Genomic DNA, 16,119 nt, shown 5'->3' with positions numbered 1-16,119 from the left:
GTGCGTCGCTGTCGCCGGGGCTCCGGGCGGGTAGGTTCGCGGGCATGGCCCCCACTTTCGCCCAGATCGCCAAGTCCGACTATCTGCTGCTGACCACGTTCACCAAGGACGGCCGGCCCAAGCCGACCCCGGTGTGGGCCGCGGCCGACGGAGACCGGCTGTTGGTGATCACCCAGGAGTCGTCCTGGAAAGTCAAGCGAATCCGCAACACCCCGCGAGTCACCTTGGCGGTCTGCGATGTGCGAGGCCGACCCAAGAGCGAGGCGATCGAGGCCGTCGCCACGGTCTTGGACAAGTCGCACAACGGCGCCGTCTATGCGGCGATCGGCAAGCGCTACAAGCTCATCGGGCCCGTGTTCAACTTTTTCAGCAAGCTGCGTGGTGGCATGCGCACCAACGTCGGGCTGGCCCTGACCCCGGCCGACCCTGCGTGATCGACTGCGTCACATATAATGGATTTTGCTCATCAAAATTAGCATTGTTAGATCGGAACCCCGACCGCTAGGAGCCACCATGGTCACCGTCACTTCCGATCAGATCCTGGGCGACATCGTCACCGCCGACCCGTCGAGCACCCGCATCCTGAGCCGATTCGGGATCGATTTCTGCTGCCACGGTCAGCGCTCCCTGGCGGCGGCGTGCGCCGCCGACGGAGTCGACGCCGACGAACTGCTGGCCGCGCTCAACGCCAACGAACCGGGCCGGCCGGCCGACTGGGCGCAGTACGACGACACCTCGCTGATCGCCCACATTGTCAGCACCCACCATCGGTTCCTGTGGGACGAGTTCCCGCGGTTGGCGGAGTTGGTCGACAAAGTGGCGCGCGTGCACGGCCCCAAGCACAGCGAACTGCGCCGGGTCCGGGAAGTGTTCCACCAGCTTCGAGCCGGCATGGAGCCGCACCTGCGCACCGAAGAGACGCTGTTGTTCCCCGAGATCAGCTTGCACGCCGGGCGCCCGGACCGCCCGCTGCCCGACGAGGTGCGCACCGAACTGGCGGAGAACCAACAGGAACACGAAAATGCCGGTCATCTGCTGGCCGAACTGCGTGAGCTCACCAACGGCTACACCGTCCCGGCGGATGCCTGCGCCAGCTACACCGCGATGCTGGCCGGTCTTGCAGACCTGGAGTCCGACATCCATCTGCATGTGCACAAGGAGAACAACGTGCTGTTCCCGCGGGTGCTCGCAGCGGCCGGCGGTCCGGCCTGACCGGTCAGGCCGTGGCGTGCAAGTGCTCGCCGAAGAAGCCGAACACGCGTGCCCAGGCATCGGCGGTCGCGGCCTCGTCGTAGCCGAAGCCGGCGATGCGGATCAGCGGCTGGGCCGGCAGCTGATTGGCGAAGCTGTGACCGACGCTGGGATACACCTTGATGTCGTGCGCGATGTCCTTGTCCTCGACCACCCGGCGTAGCCGATCGGCGGCGCCGCGGCCCATCAGGTCGCGGCCCCCGAAGCTGGCCACGATCGGGCAGGCGCCGTCGAGGGTCTGCTCGAGGTGGCGGGGCAGCGGCACACCGTAGAACGGCGCCGAGGCCCCGAACCCCTTGGGCGCCAGGATCAATGCGAACTGGCCGCCCATGCAGAAGCCGGCGATACCGACCGCGCCGGAGCACTCCGGCATGGCCTGCAGGTGATCGCGGGCGGCCAGGATGTCATCGAGTGCACGGCCACGCTGGGTGAGCAGCTCCCGCATCACCCGGGTGATGCAGCGCGCCCGGCCGCCCCGGGAGTACAGGTTCGGCGACAGCGCGAGGTAGCCCGCGCCCGCGACACGTCCGGAGATGGACTGCATGTCCCTGCCGTAGCCGATCGCGTCGTGGATCACCACCACACCGGGCCACGGTCCGGGCCCGGCGGGAATGTCGAGCAGCGCGTCGATGGGTCCGGCGGGCGCGTCGATGTGGATCGTCGTCATCGCATCAGTATTGCCGTCCCAGTGCGTCGCCGCGACGGTCTGGAACCACATGACCGGCCCGAACGTTGGGATGGCATGGTGAGCACTGTGCTGCGAATGTTCGGTCTCTACGCCCTGGTCGAGGTGGCGGCGGTTGTCGCGTTGATCTGGACCATCGGGTTCGGCTGGACGACGTTGGTGCTGCTGGGCACCTTCCTGGCCGGCCTGGTGCTGGCGAGCGGGCAGATCAGGCGCCAGATCCGTCGCCTGCGCAAGCCCGCCGACCCCGGCGTTCTCGCCGACAGCGGGCTGGTCACGGTCGGCACCGTGCTGGTCCTCGTTCCGGGACCCGTGACCTCGCTGGTGGGTTTGCTGCTGTTGGCGCCCCCGACTCGGGCCGCGGCCCGCCCGCTGCTGGCCGCGGTGGCCGCCACCGCGCTGGGCAGGCACACCCCGCTGGTGGCTGCGGCCGCGGTCGGTCGGCAGTGGTACACCACCCGGCGCACACCCGGGAGCCGAGCCGACTACATCGACGCCGAATTTGTCGACGTCACCGAGGTCGGGCAGCGCGCCCTTCCGGTCGCCTGACCCGCAGCCTGCGCCAACCCGTACTTTCTACGTCGTGACCGTTGTGACCGGCAGACCTGTCTCTTTGCTGCTCGGCGGGCGAATCCACAGCCCGAGTCATCCGGACGCCACCGCGATGGCGGTCCGGGACGGTGTGGTGGCCTGGCTGGGCAGCGACGACGTCGGCCGTGGGCAGTTCCCGCAGGCCGAGGTGATCGAACTCGACGGCGCGCTGGTGACACCGGCTTTCGTGGACAGTCATCTCCACGTCACCGAGACCGGGCTGTGCCGCATCGGGCTGGACCTCCGGCCGGCGACCTCGGCGCAGCACTGCCTGCAACTCATCGCCGACTACGCCGCGGCCCATCCCGGCGAGCCGATCCGCGGGCACGGCTGGGACGAATCCGTTTGGCCTGAGGGCCGTGCCCCGGACACCGCGGCCATCGACGCCGCGGTGGGGGATCGACCGGCATACCTGTCTCGCGCCGACGTCCACTCCGCGCTGGCCTCCACCGCGCTGCGGAACCTGGTCCCGGGATTGCCGCCGAGTATCGACGCCGACGCCCCGCTGTCCGGCGACGCCCACCACCGCGTCCGCGCCGTGGCCGGCACCCTGCTCACCGCCTCGCAGCGCGCCGAAGCCCGGGCGGCGGCACTGGATGCCGCCGCCGCGGCGGGGATCGTCGCGGTACACGAATGCGCAGGCCCGGACATCGGCGGCCTCGACGACTGGCGCGAACTACGGGCCCGCAGCGATGCCGGCCACGGTGTCGAGGTCGTCGGCTACTGGGGCGAAGCGGTCACCACCGCAGCCCGGGCACGTGAGTTGATCGCCGACACCGGCGCCCGCGGGCTCGGCGGCGATCTGTTCGTCGATGGGGCGTTGGGCTCGCACACCGCCTGGCTCCACGAGCCCTACGCCGATGCACCCGGCTGTACCGGGGTGAGTCATCTGGACATCGACGCGGTCACCGCCCACCTGTGCGCCTGTACCGAGGCGGAGGTGACCGCCGGATTTCACGTGATCGGCGACGCCGCGGTCGCCACGGTGGTTTCGGCACTGGAACGGGTGGTGGAGAAATTCGGGGTGCCGGCGGTGGCCCGGTGCGGGCACCGCCTGGAGCATCTGGAGATGGTCAGCGCCGAACAGGCCGCGAAGCTGGGTTCCTGGGGCGTGATCGCCAGCATGCAGCCGGCTTTCGACGCCCTGTGGGGCGGCGAGGACGGCATGTACGCTCAGCGGCTGGGCGCCGAGCGAGCCGCCGGGCTGAACCCGTTCGCGCTGTTAGCATCCCAAGGCGTGCCCCTCGCGTTCGGTTCTGACAGCCCGGTGACCGCATTGGATCCGTGGGCTGCCGTGCGCGCAGCCGCCCACCACCGCACGCCGGGCAGTGCGGTGTCGATGCGGGCCGCTTTCGCCGCGTCGACGCGGGGTGGCTGGCGGGCAGCCGGTATCAACGACGGCATCACCGGGACCCTGGTGGCCGGCGCACCCGCGTCGTACGCAGTCTGGGAGACCAGCGCCCTGGCCGTCGAGGCGCCCCGCGACAAGGTCCAGCGGTGGTCGACCGATCCGCGCGCACGGGTGCCCGTGCTGCCGGTGATCGAGCCCGGCGCCAGCCCCCGATGCCGTCGCACTGTGCACCGTGGTGTGGTTCTGCATGGCTGAGACCACCGACGAACCGGCTGCCGAAACCCCCGCCGACCCGGCCGATGGGGTGCCAACCCAATCGGCCGGTGACGTTCTCACCCACGCCGACCCGCCGGGGCCGAACCGACTGGAACGGCTGGGCTTCGCCGCCGCGGATCGCTGGGCGCAGCTGGCCGCCTCGGTGGGCGCGGGCATGCTGTTGCGTTCCAGCTTTCCCCCGCTGAACTGGTGGTGGGCCGCGATTTTGGCCTTCGCGCTGCTGAGCTGGGTGCTCGTTCGCCGCGAGACCACCGTGGCCGGAGGTTTCGGCTACGGCCTGCTGTTCGGCCTGGCGTTCTATCTGCCGCTGCTGCCGTGGGTGGGCGGGCTGGTCGGCGCGCTGCCCTGGCTGATGCTGGCCCTGATGTGTGCACTGTTTCCCGCGCTGTTCGGATCGGCGGCGGTCGCCGTGCGCTCTTTGGCCGGCTGGCCGATCTGGTTCGCGCTGCTGTGGGCGGCCCAGGAATGGGCGAAGTCGGTATTCCCGTTCGGCGGGTTCCCTTGGGGTGCCGCGGGATACGGCCAGACCGCCGGACCGTTGCTGCCCTTGGTGGCGCTCGGCGGCGTTCCGCTGTTATCGACCGGCGTGGTGCTGATCGGTTGCGCCGGCACCGCTCTGACCATCGAGATCGTGCGCTGGCTGCGGCATCCGCCGGCACCCGGATCCGCCGACCGCCCACCGGCGGTGCTGGTGCCCGGACTGTGTATCTGCCTGGTGATGCTGACCGCCGTCGTGGTGTGGCCGGGGGTGCGCCGTTCCGGGGTGGGCGCGGGTGACGAACCGACGATCACGGTGGCCGCCGTGCAGGGCAACGTGCCGCGGCTCGGCCTCGATTTCAACGCCCAGCGCCGCGAGGTGCTCGACTATCACGTCCGCGAAACCCTGCGGTTGGCAGAGGATGTCGCGGCCGGGCGCGCCCCGCAGCCATTGTTCGTGATCTGGCCGGAGAACGCCTCGGACATCGATCCGCTGACGAACATCGATGCCGCGCAGCAGATCACCGTCGCCGCCCAAGCGATCGACGCCCCGATCCTGGTGGGCACGGTACGTGCCGCGTCCGGCTGGAGCCGGGACAATCCGGTGGCGTCGAATTCAGTGCTGGTGTGGGATCCGCGCACCGGGCCGGGGGAGAGCCACGACAAGCGGATCGTGCAGCCGTTCGGTGAGTACCTGCCGTGGCGCGGGTTCTTCCGCCACCTGTCCGACTATGCCGACCGGGCAGGGTATTTCGTTCCTGGCCACGGCAATGGGGTGGTGCATGTCGCCGGCGTCCCGATCGGGGTGACCACCTGCTGGGAAGTGATCTTCGATCGCGCGCCGCGCCAGTCGGTGCTCGCCGGCGCCCAGCTGCTGGCCGTACCGACCAACAACGCGACGTTCGACGAGACGATGAGCGACCAGCAGCTGGCGTTCGCCAAGGTGCGCGCAGTCGAGCACGACCGCTACGTCGTGGTCGCCGGGACCACCGGAATCAGTGCCGTGATCGCCCCCGACGGACGCGAGCTGGCCCGCACCGCCTTCTTCCAGCCCGCCTATCTCGACAGCCACCTGCGGCTCAAGACCACGCTGACGCCCGCGACCCGGTGGGCGCCAGTGATCCAATGGGTGCTGCTCGGAGCGGCCGTTGCGGCCCTGCTGGCCGCCATACGGCAAAATGGAACGTTCATGCGCGGTCGGATTACGCGACGTCATGTCAAGCGGGGCCGCACCGGCGCCGATGCGGAGAACGGGAGGAACGGCGCCGATGAGTGAGCGTCCCAGCCTGCACACGCTGGTGGTCATCCCCACCTACAACGAGTTGGAGAACCTGCCGCTCATCCTGGACCGGCTACAGCAGGCTCGCCCCGACGTGCACGTCCTCGTCGTCGACGACGGCAGCCCGGACGGAACCGGGAAGCTGGCCGACGAGCGGGCGGCCGCCGACCCCGCCCGCATTCACGTGATGCACCGGACCTCCAAGGCCGGCCTGGGCGCGGCCTACCTGGCCGGTTTCGCCTGGGGGCTGGAGCGCAACTACGAGGTGATCGTGGAGATGGATGCCGACGGCAGCCACGCACCCGAGCAGCTCTACCGATTGCTGGACGCCGTCGACGCCGGAGCCGACGTGGCGATCGGCTCGCGCTACGTCGACGGCGGGACGGTGCGGAACTGGCCGGTGCGCCGGCTGGTGCTGTCCAAGACCGCCAACACCTATGCGCGTCTGCTGCTCGGCGTCGGAATCCACGACATCACCGCCGGCTACCGCGCGTACCGTCGCGGGGTGCTGGAGAAGATCGGTCTGGACGCGGTCGACTCGAAGGGCTACTGCTTCCAGGTCGACCTCACCTGGCGGGCCGTTAACAGCGGCTTCACCATCACCGAGGTGCCGATCACGTTCACCGAGCGTGAGCTGGGCGTGTCGAAGATGAGCGGTTCCAACATCCGCGAAGCGATGGTCAAGGTCGCGCGGTGGGGGATCGGCGGCCGGGTGAACCGGCTCCGGGGCGCCCGCGGCTAGTTCGCCGCGGGCACAGCGCCGGGGCCGAAAGAGCGGCGAAGGCTTAGCCGCGCCGCTTCGTCTTGATCAGCTCCAGGCGCTCCTTGAGCAGCTCTTCGAGCTCTTCGACCGAGCGGCGCTCCAGCAGCATGTCCCAGTGGGTGCGCGGCGGCTTGACCTTCTTCGGCTCGGGCAGGTCGCCCTCGAGCAGGGTGCCTTCCAGGCCGTTACGGCACATCCAGGTGCCGGGGATCTCCGCGTCGTCGGCGAAGGGCACCTCGAACTCTTCACCGTTGTCAGTGCGGTAGCGCGCCATGCGGCGCGGCGCCAGGTCGTGGTTGCGGTCGGTCTCGTAGCTCACGGCTCCCAGCCGACTGCCCCGCAGAACACGATCAGCCATGACCCACTCTCCTTATGCCTATTGGTGAAAAATGCCTCGCGAGTGTCAACGCGAGCGGACCCTGTGAAGTTCCCGGCGCACGTGGCGCGACCTCTCATGATACCGGGAACGTCGCGGTCCCCGGACTAAGGTGTGCAGACGTGCCCCGCAGCCCCCGCCCGCAGCCGTGCCGATGGTGTGGCCGCGACGTGGGTGATGCCGGGATCGGTCGGCGCCGGCAGTACTGCCGACAGTCGTGCCGGCAGCGCGCGTACGAGCAGCGCGCCCTGATCAGCAGCGGGAAGACGACCGCGCTGACGCCGGATTCCGTGGTGCTCTCGGCCGACGAAGCGACCGCACTGTCCGACCGGGTCTATCAGGTGCGGTGCGCGGCCGAGGACATCGCAACCGCGCTGTCCGAAAACGCTCCCCACGACGAGCTGCGGCAGCTGTGCGACATCCTGCTGCAGGCCGTCGATTCGGCCGACCGCTGGCGCTGACGGTCAGCTTGCGCAGCTGAACAGCTCGCCGGCGTCGGCCGGTGGCGGCACCGGGTGCAGGCAGCCGAATGTTCCGATGCCCTGCGGGCTGAACAGCACCGCCGACCGGTGGGCGTAGTTCACGCAGATCAGCCCGACTCGATCCGCCCGGCAGCGATAGTCGCCGAACGACAAGGCCGATCCGTCCGGCAGCTGCGCCCCCTCGCCGTGCACGAACCGGCCCGGGTCGCCGTGCGCGGATCCCACCCGCAGCGTGTTGCCGCCGAAGTCGACCCAGCCGCCCTTCCACTCCCCGTAGACGTCGGCTGGCTGCGCGGGCGGGTTCGCCAGGTCCACCACACACGCCAGGGCACTGTCGGGGGAACCGGAATCGGTGATGCAGCTGGTGGCGCGGCGGGGCGCAGCGGGCACCGTGAAGGCGACGTCGTCGATGAGGTCGGTGACCTCACCGTCGCGGGTGGTCTTGTGGTACTCGGCGGCGTCGACCGGCCGGCCGGCCTCGATCCAGGCGATGACGTCGGCGATCGCCGCGCCCGCAGCAGGGGGAGCCAGTGGCCCCGCCGGCTTGGCTGAGGTTGACGTCCCCGACGTCGACGGCGGTGCCGCGCTCGAGGTGACCGGCCCAGTCGAAGTGGGCTCCGGCTCTTCGACCTTGGCGCCAGAACATCCGGCGATCAACAGCAGTACGGCGATCAGCCCGGTGAGACGCATGCCGTTAGGCTAACCGGCCCTGCTTATGCGGCGGTCCAGCCTCACCTCTCCTTCGTCGAGGTTCGCTAACCACCGGGCTCATGCGGCGGTCCAGCCTCACCTCTCCTTCGTCGAGGTTCGCTAACCACCGGGTGATTCGCTACCGTTCGCCTCATGCATAACCACCCTGTGCAGGCCCGCATCGCCACCGGCGTTGTGGAGGGTTTCGTCCGTGACGGGGTGCGCAGATGGCGGTCCATCCCCTATGCCCGCCCGCCGGTCGGCCCGCTGCGGTTCCGCGCGCCCCAGCCGGCCGAGCCGTGGTCGGGGGTGCGCCATTGCCACGGATTCGCCAACTGCGCGCCGCAGGAGCGGTTCTACACCGTCTTGGGCCCCGGCCGGTTCCAGCCGACCAGTGAGGACTGCCTGACGCTGAACGTGGTGGCCCCGGAGGACACCGGCGCAGGCCCACTGCCGGTCATGGTGTTCATCCACGGTGGCGGCTACATCATGGGCAGTTCGGCCACCCCCATCTATGACGGCGCGGCGCTGGCCCGGCGCGGCTGTGTGTACGTGTCGGTCAACTACCGGTTGGGTGCGCTCGGGTGTCTGGACCTGTCGTCCCTGTCGACTGCCGACGTCACCTTGGACAGCAACCTGTACCTGCGTGACCTGGTGCTCGCCCTGCGCTGGGTTCAGGAGAACATCGCGACGTTCGGCGGCGATCCCAGCAACGTCACCATCTTCGGGGAAAGTGCGGGTGCGCATGCCGTTGCCACCCTGTTGGCGGTTCCCGCCGCGCAAGGTCTGTTCACTCGTGCGATCGCCGAAAGCCCGGCCGCGGGGCTGGTGCGCAACACCGACATCGCCGCCGCATTCGCAGAGCGATTCGCCGCGTTGCTCGGGGTACGCCCGTCCGACGGCGCCCAGGCCCTGCTGCGGGTGACGCCGTCGGAGCTGCTGGCCGCACAGGACCGGTTGATCGCCGATGGCAACCGGGACATGCTGGGGGCGTTCCCGATCGGCCCGGTCAGCGGCGACGACGTGCTGCCGGTGGATCCGGTCGAGGCGATGCGGCAGGGATCGGCCCACGGGGTGCCGCTCATCGTGGGCAGCAACGCCGACGAAGGACGCCTGTTCACTCGGTTCTTGAGGATGCTGCCGGTCGACGAGCCGATGGTCGAGGCGGTATTGGCCGGCGCCGACGCGGGGGTGCGTGACCGCATCATCGCCGCCTATCCCGATTACCCGAAGCGGGCGGCCTGCATCCAGCTCGGCGGTGATTTCGCCTTCAACGCGGCGGTGTGGGAGATCGCCGAAGCCCACGGCGCCCACGCCCCCACCTACGTCTACCGCTACGACTACGCGCCGCGGATGCTGCGCTGGTCGGGTATGGGTGCCACGCACGCCACCGAGTTGTTCGCGGTGTTCGACGTGTATCGCAGCGGCGGGTTTGGGCGGCTGCTCACCGCGGGCGCCGACCGCCGGACGGCGTTGCAGGTCAGCAAGCAGGTGCAGCGACGCTGGGGCGCGTTCGGCCGGGCGGGAGTACCGGGCGACGGCTGGCCGGCCTACACAGCCGACGAGCGCGCCGTCATGGTGTTCGACCGCAAGACCCGTCTGGAATTCGACCCGGCGCCGGAGCGACGCAAGGCCTGGCAGGGCTTTTCGCTGGCCCGCTGACCTTCCGCGTCAGGCCCGGGTGACCCGGGTGCCGCCGGCCAGCTCGTCGTGCTTGCCCTGCTTGGTCGGGCTGCCGCTGATCGTCACCGCAATCACGATGTAGGCGACGAAAGCCAGCAGCGGACCGATGTAGGGGACCACGGCCAGCAAGGTGAACGAATTGCGGATGGCCGACTGCGAAGCCGTCGGCTTCGACACCCCGTCGGGCCCATGCACCGCCAGGCCCAGCAGCCGCTTGGCGGGGGTGGCCCCCTGGGACACCTCGAACAGCACGAAGTAGCCGAACGTCAGCACCCCGGAGAACAGGCCGGTCACCAGGAACGGGTAATCGTCGGAGAACACGAACACCGACAGGAAGAACGACACGATCCCGACCAGCACACCGTCGAGCACGCGGGCCCAAAAGCGCCGGCCCAGCCCACCCGGTTGCTGTCCCCATCCGGGCTGCGGCCCCCAGCCCTGCGGCGGCGGATAACCGCCGGGCTGGCCATATCCGGGGCCTCCAGGACCATAGCCTGGACCGTTCGGGCCGAAATCGCCGGTTGTCATCAGTTTCGCTCCTGACCACGTTGGATGTCCGCCAATGTACCGTGACGATCAGGGGCGGAAGCGGTTTCTGCGGAGGGCGAAACGGCGGGCCGATGTACCAGATCGCGGTGGCGCTCATCGTCGCGTCGCACCTTGCGTTCGTCGGCTACGTCGTGGTCGGCGGCTTTCTCGCCGTGCGGTGGCCGCGCACTCTGTGGCTGCACGGTGTAGCGGCCTTCTGGGCGGCGCTGATCGTGGTAGCGCATCTGGACTGCCCGCTGACCTGGCTGGAACGACGGGCTCGCGCCGCCGGCGGGATGGCCCCGCTGCCGCCGGACGGATTCATCACCCACTATCTGGCCGGTGTGCTCTACCCGCCCGCTTGGACCACCGAAGTCGACGTCGCGGTGCTGGTGACCGTCCTCGGTTCTTGGCTGCTGTATGGGCGAGAAGCGCTGCGGCGCCGACGATACTGTGGACCCATGCGGGCGCTGGTCATCGTCGATGTGCAGAACGACTTCTGCGACGGGGGAGCCCTCCCGGTGGCAGGCGCTGTCACCGTCGCCCGCGACATCAGCCGTTACGTGGACAGCCCGGCCGGCCAGGCCCGCTATGCGCACGTGGTGGCCACCCAGGACTGGCACATCGACCCCGGCCCGCACTTCTCCGAGCACCCCGACCACCAGACATCCTGGCCGCCGCACTGCGTCGCGGAAAGTACCGGTGCGCAGTTTCATCCCGCACTGAGCACCGACCGGATCGAGGCGGTCTTCAAAAAGGGCGCCTACAGCGCGGGATACAGCGGATTCGAGGGAGTCGATGACGAAGGCACCTCGCTGGGCGACTGGTTACACCGGCACGATGTGGACAGCGTCGACGTAGCCGGTGTCGCCACCGACCACTGCGTGTGCGCCACCGCCAAAGACGCTGTCGCCGCAGGGTTTTCGACCGCCGTGCTGCCGCATCTGACCGCGGGCGTGTCCGCCGAGTCGACGGCCGCCGCGCTGGCCGCGATGCGCAGCGCCGGTGTCACGGTGGTGGAGGCGGCCTGACGGGAGGATCCGGTGGGCTCGCGGTATTTCCCAGGAGCCTGAGCAGGCCCGACGACGACGATAAACTCACGTACGTGCCGAGCTTTCGAATTGCCGAAGTCGCCGAGCTACTCGGGGTCAGCGACGACACCGTCCGCCGGTGGATCGACTCCGGGCGCCTGTCACTGACGGCGGGCAGTGGGCCCCGCATGGTCGACGGTGCTGAGTTGGCACGGTTCGCCCAGGAGCGCGCGTCCGTCGAACCGGTGTCACGCAATCCGGTGGTGGGCCAGTCGGCACGCAACCGGATGGTCGGTCTGGTCACCAAAGTCACCCGCGACACGGTGATGGCACAGGTCGAGGTTCAGGCCGGCCCGTTCCGGTTGGTCTCGCTGGTCAGTAGGGAGGCCGCCGACGAACTGCAGCTGCAGCCCGGCAGCCTGGTGGTCGCCTCGGTCAAGGCCACCAACGTCGTCGTCGAACTACCGCGACGGGCCGGCTCGGCCAGCCACACTGACCCGGCCGCCGAATTCGGGTAGGTCAGACCAGCATCACCAACGACGCCGTCGCCGCCAGCAGGAACAACGCCGGAAACCCGATGTTGTAGAACACCCCGGCACGTACGTGTGTCGCGATGGCCCCGACGAAGAAGGCCACCAGTCCGGCCGCTGCGGCGACGCCGATCAGGGGAACCCCCGCCAACCCGATGATCAGCCCAACGCCCCCAGCCAGTTTCAGCGCACCGAGCAGCGGCAACCACGACCGCGGCACGCCAACCTGCGCGGAATTGGCCAAGACGAACTGCGCCGGAATGAAGTCGGCGACCGCGATGGCAATGGTGATGGCCGCGGTGACCGCGACCGTCACCAGGTAGACAGTCGGTACGCTCATGATGTTGCTCTCCTCGTCGGTGGATGTGGCTATATCCGTGTGACGACTCCCGAACGGGAAAGGTGACCCATGGGCAACACCGACGTTTTGGCCCGCCGGTTCGAAGACAACCGCCGGCGTCTGCATTCGGTGGCGTTTCATCTGCTCGGCTCGGCGGCCGACGCCGATGACGCGGTCCAATCAGCCTGGCTGAAGGCCAGCCGTGCCGACTTCGCCACGGTGGACAATCTGCCTGGATGGCTCACCACCATCACCGCACACGTCGCCATGGACCAGCTGCGAGCACGTTCGCGTCGCGTTGAGCAATCGCTGTCGGACTCACCGGAGTTGGACAACGCCCCGGCCCTGGCCGCACCGGCCGCCGACGAGGAGCTGCTGCGCTCCGAGGCGGTCAGCCGCGCACTGCTGGTGGTGCTGGACCGGTTGTCGCCGGCGCAGCGGGTCGCCTTCGTGCTGCACGACGTGTTCGACGTGCCGTTCGAGCAGATCGGCGCGGTACTGGACCGCTCACCGGACGCCGCCAAGAAGCTGGCCAGTCGGGCCCGGGCCCGACTGCAGGCCGGGCCGGCCGAGCAACCGCGACACCGCACCGAACATCTCGCGGTCGTGAGCGCGTTTCTGGCTGCCTCTCGTGGCGGCGACATCCCCGCGCTGCTGGAGTTGTTGGCGCCCGACGTGGTGCGGCGGGTCGATTCCGTGCTGGTGCCGGCCGGTGTGCCCATCGAGATGCGCGGCGCCGGCGATGTGGCCACCGAGACCCGGCGCTTCACCCGGCGGGCACGAGCCGGTGCCGTGCTGCTCATCGACGGCGCACCGGGGATCGCGATCGCGCCCGGAGGGCACCTGCTGGCCCTGTTGCGTATCGGAATCGGCGACGACGGACGCATCCATACCATTGACATCGCAGGCGACCCCGACAGATTGCGCACCGCGACGCTGCAACTCCCAGGGTCCTAATCGGCTGTAAGAACACCTGACGGCCGCTCACAGCGCGGGCGTCATGCGGCTCGCCTCTCCTGCGTCGAGCGTCGCTGAACCGTCGGGTTCTGCTTTGATGGGTCACGCGAACCGATGTGTGAAGGGGACGTCCCGTGCCAGATGAAACGACGGCCGCAGGGGAAACCATGGCGGCAGGGGAGAGTACGGCGCCCGCGCCGTCACCGCCGGCGGTGACGGCGCGCGGCATCACGATGACCGGGCCGTGGGGGCGCGTCTTCGGGCCACTGGACCTGGATATCCCTGCCGGCGGTACCACCGTGCTGGTCGGCCCTCCGGGGTCGGGTCGCACCGCCCTGATGATGAACCTGGCGGGCCGAATGAAGCCGTCGTCGGGCACGCTCACCGTGCTCGGACACCGGAAAGCCCGCGACATCTTCGACGTCGCCGCCCTGGCAGGGATCGAACAGATCGACGCGATTTTCGAGTCGGTGACGGTTGCCGACCTGATCACTGAACAGATCCGCTGGGATGCACCCTGGTACCAGTTGGTCCGCCGTGCCGGTGACGCCGAGCGCGACGCGATCTGCGGCCCGGTCTTCGGCGACCTGCCGGTACCCCAACTGCACGACTACGTCGAGCACCTCGACGAGATGACCGGACTGCTGTTGCGCATCGCACTGGCCAACACCGCACGTCCACCGCTGCTTGTGGTCGGCAGCATCGACGAGATCAAGAACAGCCGCGACCGCGCCATCCTGCTTACCCGGCTGGTCGCGCTGGGGGAGAAGCAGACCGTGATCACCTCGTCGGCCAACCCGATTCCCGACGGGTTCGGGCTCGCCGGGCAGATAACCGTCGACCGTCTGGAGCGCGCCGAGCTCGTTCCCGGCCGACACGAGAAGGGGAACCGCTGACCATGCTCGCCGGAATGTCGCTGGGCACCGACCTCAAACGCTATTCGCGCGGCACCATGCCGCGACTGGCCCTGATCACCATCATCGTGCTGCCCCTGCTGTACGGCGCGATGTACCTGTGGGCGTTCTGGAATCCGTTCGCCGCCATCGACAAGATCCCCGTCGCCCTGGTCAACGAAGACACCGGCGCCACCGTCTCCGGGAACCAATTGCGGGCCGGTGACGAAGTGACCCGCGCCTTGGTCGACTCCCGCCAGCTCGATCTACACCAGGTGTCGGAAAGCGAAGCCGTCAAAGGTGTTTCCGACGGCACCTACTATTTCTCGATCACCCTGCCGACCGACTTCAGCGAAGCGGTGGTGTCTCCGGCGGGCCCGAACCCGCAGAAGGCGCAGATCCAATTCCGGTTCAACGACGCGAACAACTACCTGGCCTCGGTGATGGGGCAGAACGCCGCCCGCGAGGTGCTCAACGAGGTCAGCGCCAAAGTCGGCCAACAGGTGATCGGCACCGCGCTGACCCAGGTGACCGACGAGGTCAAGAAGGCGGCCGATGGCGCCGGCCAGCTCGCGGACGGCTCGAGAACATTGGCCGAAAACCTCGGGACGGCGCGTGATGGGTCAGGTGCGCTCGCCGACGGAATCCGTCAGCTGTCGACGGGTGTTCAGCACGCCACCGACCCGATCCTGAAGGTCACCGACGACCTCGCCGCCATGGGATTCGACCCGAACGCCGCCGGCGCGGCCGCCGCCAATCTCAGCGGCAACCTCAAGACGGTGACCGACCGGATCGCGTCACTCAACGTCAACTACCAGCAGGCCGCCGGGATCGTCAATCAGGTGGTCGACGGACTGCGGTCCAACCCCGACCCGGCAGTGCGCGGGCTCGCCGACACCCTGGCCGGCGCCCAGCGGCTCCTCGACGTCGAGGGCATGGACCCGGCCACTGACGAGGGGCTGGCCGAGCTGCGGGAGAACACCCAACAGCTGGAGAATGACCTCGCCGATCCCAACAGTGCGCTGCGCACCTTCATGACTCATCTCCTAGACGGCGGCCTCAGATCCGATGTGGTCTCGCTGCGTGACGGAGCGGCCGCGCTGGCCGCCGGTGCTCACCAACTCAGCGACGGCCTGGTGCAATTGAGCGACGGCAGCAACCAACTCAAAGACGGTGCCGCGCAATTGGCATCGGGTCTGGGGCAGGCGGACCAGCGCGCCTCGACCATCACCGACCAAGAACGTGTCCAGGTGGCCCAGATCCTGGCCAGCCCGGTCGGCGTCGATATGGACTTCACCCATCACGCCGCCACCTTCGGCACCGGGTTCGCCCCGTTCTTCCTGCCGCTGGCATTGTTCATCGGCTCGCTGATCGTCTGGATGTTGTTGACCCCGTTGCAGACTCGCGCCATCGTCAACGGCCTGGGCGCGTTGCGGGTGGTACTCGCGTCTTACTGGCCCGCCCTGCTGCTGGGGGTCTGCCAGGTACTGTTGATGTACACGGTGGTGCACTTCGGGGTGGGGTTGCAGGCCCGCCACGCCGCGGGCATGGTCGCGTTCCTGGCGTTGATCGCCGCATCGTTCCTGGCGATGATCCAGGCGTTCAACGCGGTGCTCGGTGTGGCCGTGGGTCGGGTGTTCACCCTGGCCTTCCTGATGTTCCAGCTGGTGTCGTCCGGCGGGGTGTATCCGGTGGAGACGACGGCCAAACCGTTCCAGATATTGCATCCCTACGACCCGATGACCTACGCCGTCAACGGGTTACGCCAGCTGACCGTCGGCGGCATCGACGAGCGGCTGTGGACGTCGGTGGCCGTACTGGCCGGGATCCTGGTGGTGTCACTTGCTGCCAGCTCCTGGGCTGCGCGGCGAGATCGTCAGTACACCCTCGAACGCCTCTACCCGCCGATCGAAGTCTGACGGTTTCGCGGGTGCTG

The 16,119-nt window shown here is 68.9% G+C and carries 18 protein-coding genes and 1 pseudogene; 14 read left to right on the top strand and 5 right to left on the bottom strand.

The window, feature by feature from the left end; translation table 11 throughout:
• Positions 1-44: 44 nt before the first annotated feature.
• Both ABW16_RS04120 and ric read left to right on the top strand, forming a co-directional pair.
• The gene (locus tag ABW16_RS04120) at positions 45-434 is read left to right on the top strand and encodes a PPOX class F420-dependent oxidoreductase (protein WP_047317875.1); all 390 of its coding nucleotides are present in this window, start codon (positions 45-47) and stop codon (positions 432-434) included.
• Positions 435-513: 79 nt separating this feature from the next.
• Positions 514-1,212, top strand: a complete 699-nt coding sequence (gene ric, locus ABW16_RS04115) for an iron-sulfur cluster repair di-iron protein (protein WP_047317874.1) — start codon at positions 514-516, stop codon at positions 1,210-1,212.
• A gap of 4 nt (positions 1,213-1,216) precedes the next feature.
• Here the strand turns inward: ric and ABW16_RS04110 are convergent, their stop codons facing one another.
• On the bottom strand, positions 1,217-1,918 hold the full coding sequence (locus ABW16_RS04110; RefSeq protein ID WP_047318104.1) for a dienelactone hydrolase family protein: 702 nt from the start codon (positions 1,916-1,918) through the stop codon (positions 1,217-1,219).
• A 78-nt stretch (positions 1,919-1,996) separates the two neighbouring features.
• Here ABW16_RS04110 and ABW16_RS04105 point away from each other — a divergent pair, with 78 nt between their 5' ends.
• The 4 genes from ABW16_RS04105 (at position 1,997) to ABW16_RS04090 (ending at position 6,652) form a co-directional block, all read left to right on the top strand.
• A complete protein-coding gene (locus ABW16_RS04105; protein ID WP_233424699.1) occupies positions 1,997-2,485 on the top strand; it encodes an FxsA family protein in 489 nt (162 codons plus the stop codon).
• A gap of 115 nt (positions 2,486-2,600) precedes the next feature.
• Positions 2,601-4,133 (top strand): amidohydrolase, encoded by a 1,533-nt coding sequence (locus ABW16_RS04100; protein ID WP_047318103.1) that lies wholly within the window; start codon positions 2,601-2,603, stop codon positions 4,131-4,133.
• Positions 4,126-5,907 carry an apolipoprotein N-acyltransferase gene (gene lnt / locus ABW16_RS04095; protein ID WP_082133950.1) on the top strand — a complete coding sequence of 594 codons (1,782 nt, stop codon included), beginning with the start codon at positions 4,126-4,128 and terminating at the stop codon, positions 5,905-5,907. Before ABW16_RS04100 ends, lnt begins: the two co-directional genes overlap by 8 nt.
• Entirely contained in the window at positions 5,900-6,652 is a 753-nt protein-coding gene (locus ABW16_RS04090; RefSeq protein ID WP_200900611.1) for a polyprenol monophosphomannose synthase, read from the top strand. The genes lnt and ABW16_RS04090 overlap by 8 nt, the downstream gene beginning before the upstream one ends.
• 43 nt (positions 6,653-6,695) lie before the next feature.
• Here the strand turns inward: ABW16_RS04090 and ABW16_RS04085 are convergent, their stop codons facing one another.
• On the bottom strand, positions 6,696-7,031 hold the full coding sequence (locus ABW16_RS04085) for an RNA polymerase-binding protein RbpA (protein WP_046284032.1): 336 nt from the start codon (positions 7,029-7,031) through the stop codon (positions 6,696-6,698).
• A 140-nt stretch (positions 7,032-7,171) separates the two neighbouring features.
• Here ABW16_RS04085 and ABW16_RS04080 point away from each other — a divergent pair, with 140 nt between their 5' ends.
• Positions 7,172-7,510, top strand: a complete 339-nt coding sequence (locus ABW16_RS04080) for a hypothetical protein (protein ID WP_047317871.1) — start codon at positions 7,172-7,174, stop codon at positions 7,508-7,510.
• A 3-nt stretch (positions 7,511-7,513) separates the two neighbouring features.
• Here ABW16_RS04080 and ABW16_RS04075 read toward each other — a convergent pair whose 3' ends face one another.
• Positions 7,514-8,221, bottom strand: a complete 708-nt coding sequence (locus ABW16_RS04075) for a hypothetical protein (protein ID WP_047317870.1) — start codon at positions 8,219-8,221, stop codon at positions 7,514-7,516.
• Positions 8,222-8,374: 153 nt separating this feature from the next.
• Here ABW16_RS04075 and ABW16_RS04070 point away from each other — a divergent pair, with 153 nt between their 5' ends.
• The gene (locus ABW16_RS04070) at positions 8,375-9,883 is read left to right on the top strand and encodes a carboxylesterase/lipase family protein (RefSeq protein ID WP_047317869.1); all 1,509 of its coding nucleotides are present in this window, start codon (positions 8,375-8,377) and stop codon (positions 9,881-9,883) included.
• A gap of 9 nt (positions 9,884-9,892) precedes the next feature.
• Here ABW16_RS04070 and ABW16_RS04065 read toward each other — a convergent pair whose 3' ends face one another.
• Positions 9,893-10,432, bottom strand: coding sequence for an RDD family protein (locus ABW16_RS04065; RefSeq protein ID WP_047317868.1), 540 nt, complete (start codon positions 10,430-10,432; stop codon positions 9,893-9,895).
• Positions 10,433-10,524: 92 nt separating this feature from the next.
• On the opposite strand from ABW16_RS04065, the pseudogene ABW16_RS27085 reads away from it, so the two are divergent.
• From ABW16_RS27085 to ABW16_RS04055, 3 genes and pseudogenes are all read left to right on the top strand, one after another.
• A pseudogene (locus ABW16_RS27085) lies at positions 10,525-10,839 on the top strand (DUF2784 domain-containing protein); the annotation flags it as partial.
• A gap of 54 nt (positions 10,840-10,893) precedes the next feature.
• Entirely contained in the window at positions 10,894-11,463 is a 570-nt protein-coding gene (locus ABW16_RS27080; protein ID WP_047318101.1) for an isochorismatase family protein, read from the top strand.
• Between the two features lie 74 nt (positions 11,464-11,537).
• Positions 11,538-11,981: a TOBE domain-containing protein gene (locus ABW16_RS04055; protein WP_047317867.1), complete on the top strand. Its 444-nt coding sequence runs from the start codon at positions 11,538-11,540 to the stop codon at positions 11,979-11,981.
• Between the two features lies 1 nt (position 11,982).
• Here ABW16_RS04055 and ABW16_RS04050 read toward each other — a convergent pair whose 3' ends face one another.
• Complete coding sequence (locus ABW16_RS04050; RefSeq protein ID WP_047317866.1) at positions 11,983-12,333, bottom strand: DoxX family protein; 351 nt, start codon at positions 12,331-12,333, stop codon at positions 11,983-11,985.
• 69 nt (positions 12,334-12,402) lie between these two features.
• Here ABW16_RS04050 and ABW16_RS04045 point away from each other — a divergent pair, with 69 nt between their 5' ends.
• From ABW16_RS04045 to ABW16_RS04035, 3 genes are all read left to right on the top strand, one after another.
• The gene (locus ABW16_RS04045) at positions 12,403-13,290 is read left to right on the top strand and encodes a sigma-70 family RNA polymerase sigma factor (protein WP_047317865.1); all 888 of its coding nucleotides are present in this window, start codon (positions 12,403-12,405) and stop codon (positions 13,288-13,290) included.
• Between the two features lie 167 nt (positions 13,291-13,457).
• The gene (locus ABW16_RS04040) at positions 13,458-14,186 is read left to right on the top strand and encodes an ATP-binding cassette domain-containing protein (protein WP_047317864.1); all 729 of its coding nucleotides are present in this window, start codon (positions 13,458-13,460) and stop codon (positions 14,184-14,186) included.
• Positions 14,187-14,188: 2 nt separating this feature from the next.
• A complete protein-coding gene (locus ABW16_RS04035) occupies positions 14,189-16,102 on the top strand; it encodes a YhgE/Pip domain-containing protein (protein WP_047317863.1) in 1,914 nt (637 codons plus the stop codon).
• Positions 16,103-16,119 lie beyond the last annotated feature (17 nt).

This window comes from Mycolicibacter heraklionensis (assembly GCF_001021505.1).
Taxonomy (GTDB): domain Bacteria; phylum Actinomycetota; class Actinomycetes; order Mycobacteriales; family Mycobacteriaceae; genus Mycobacterium; species Mycobacterium heraklionense.
Note: the sequence above shows the minus strand (reverse complement) of the source record. Positions and strands in the feature narration are given on the sequence as shown.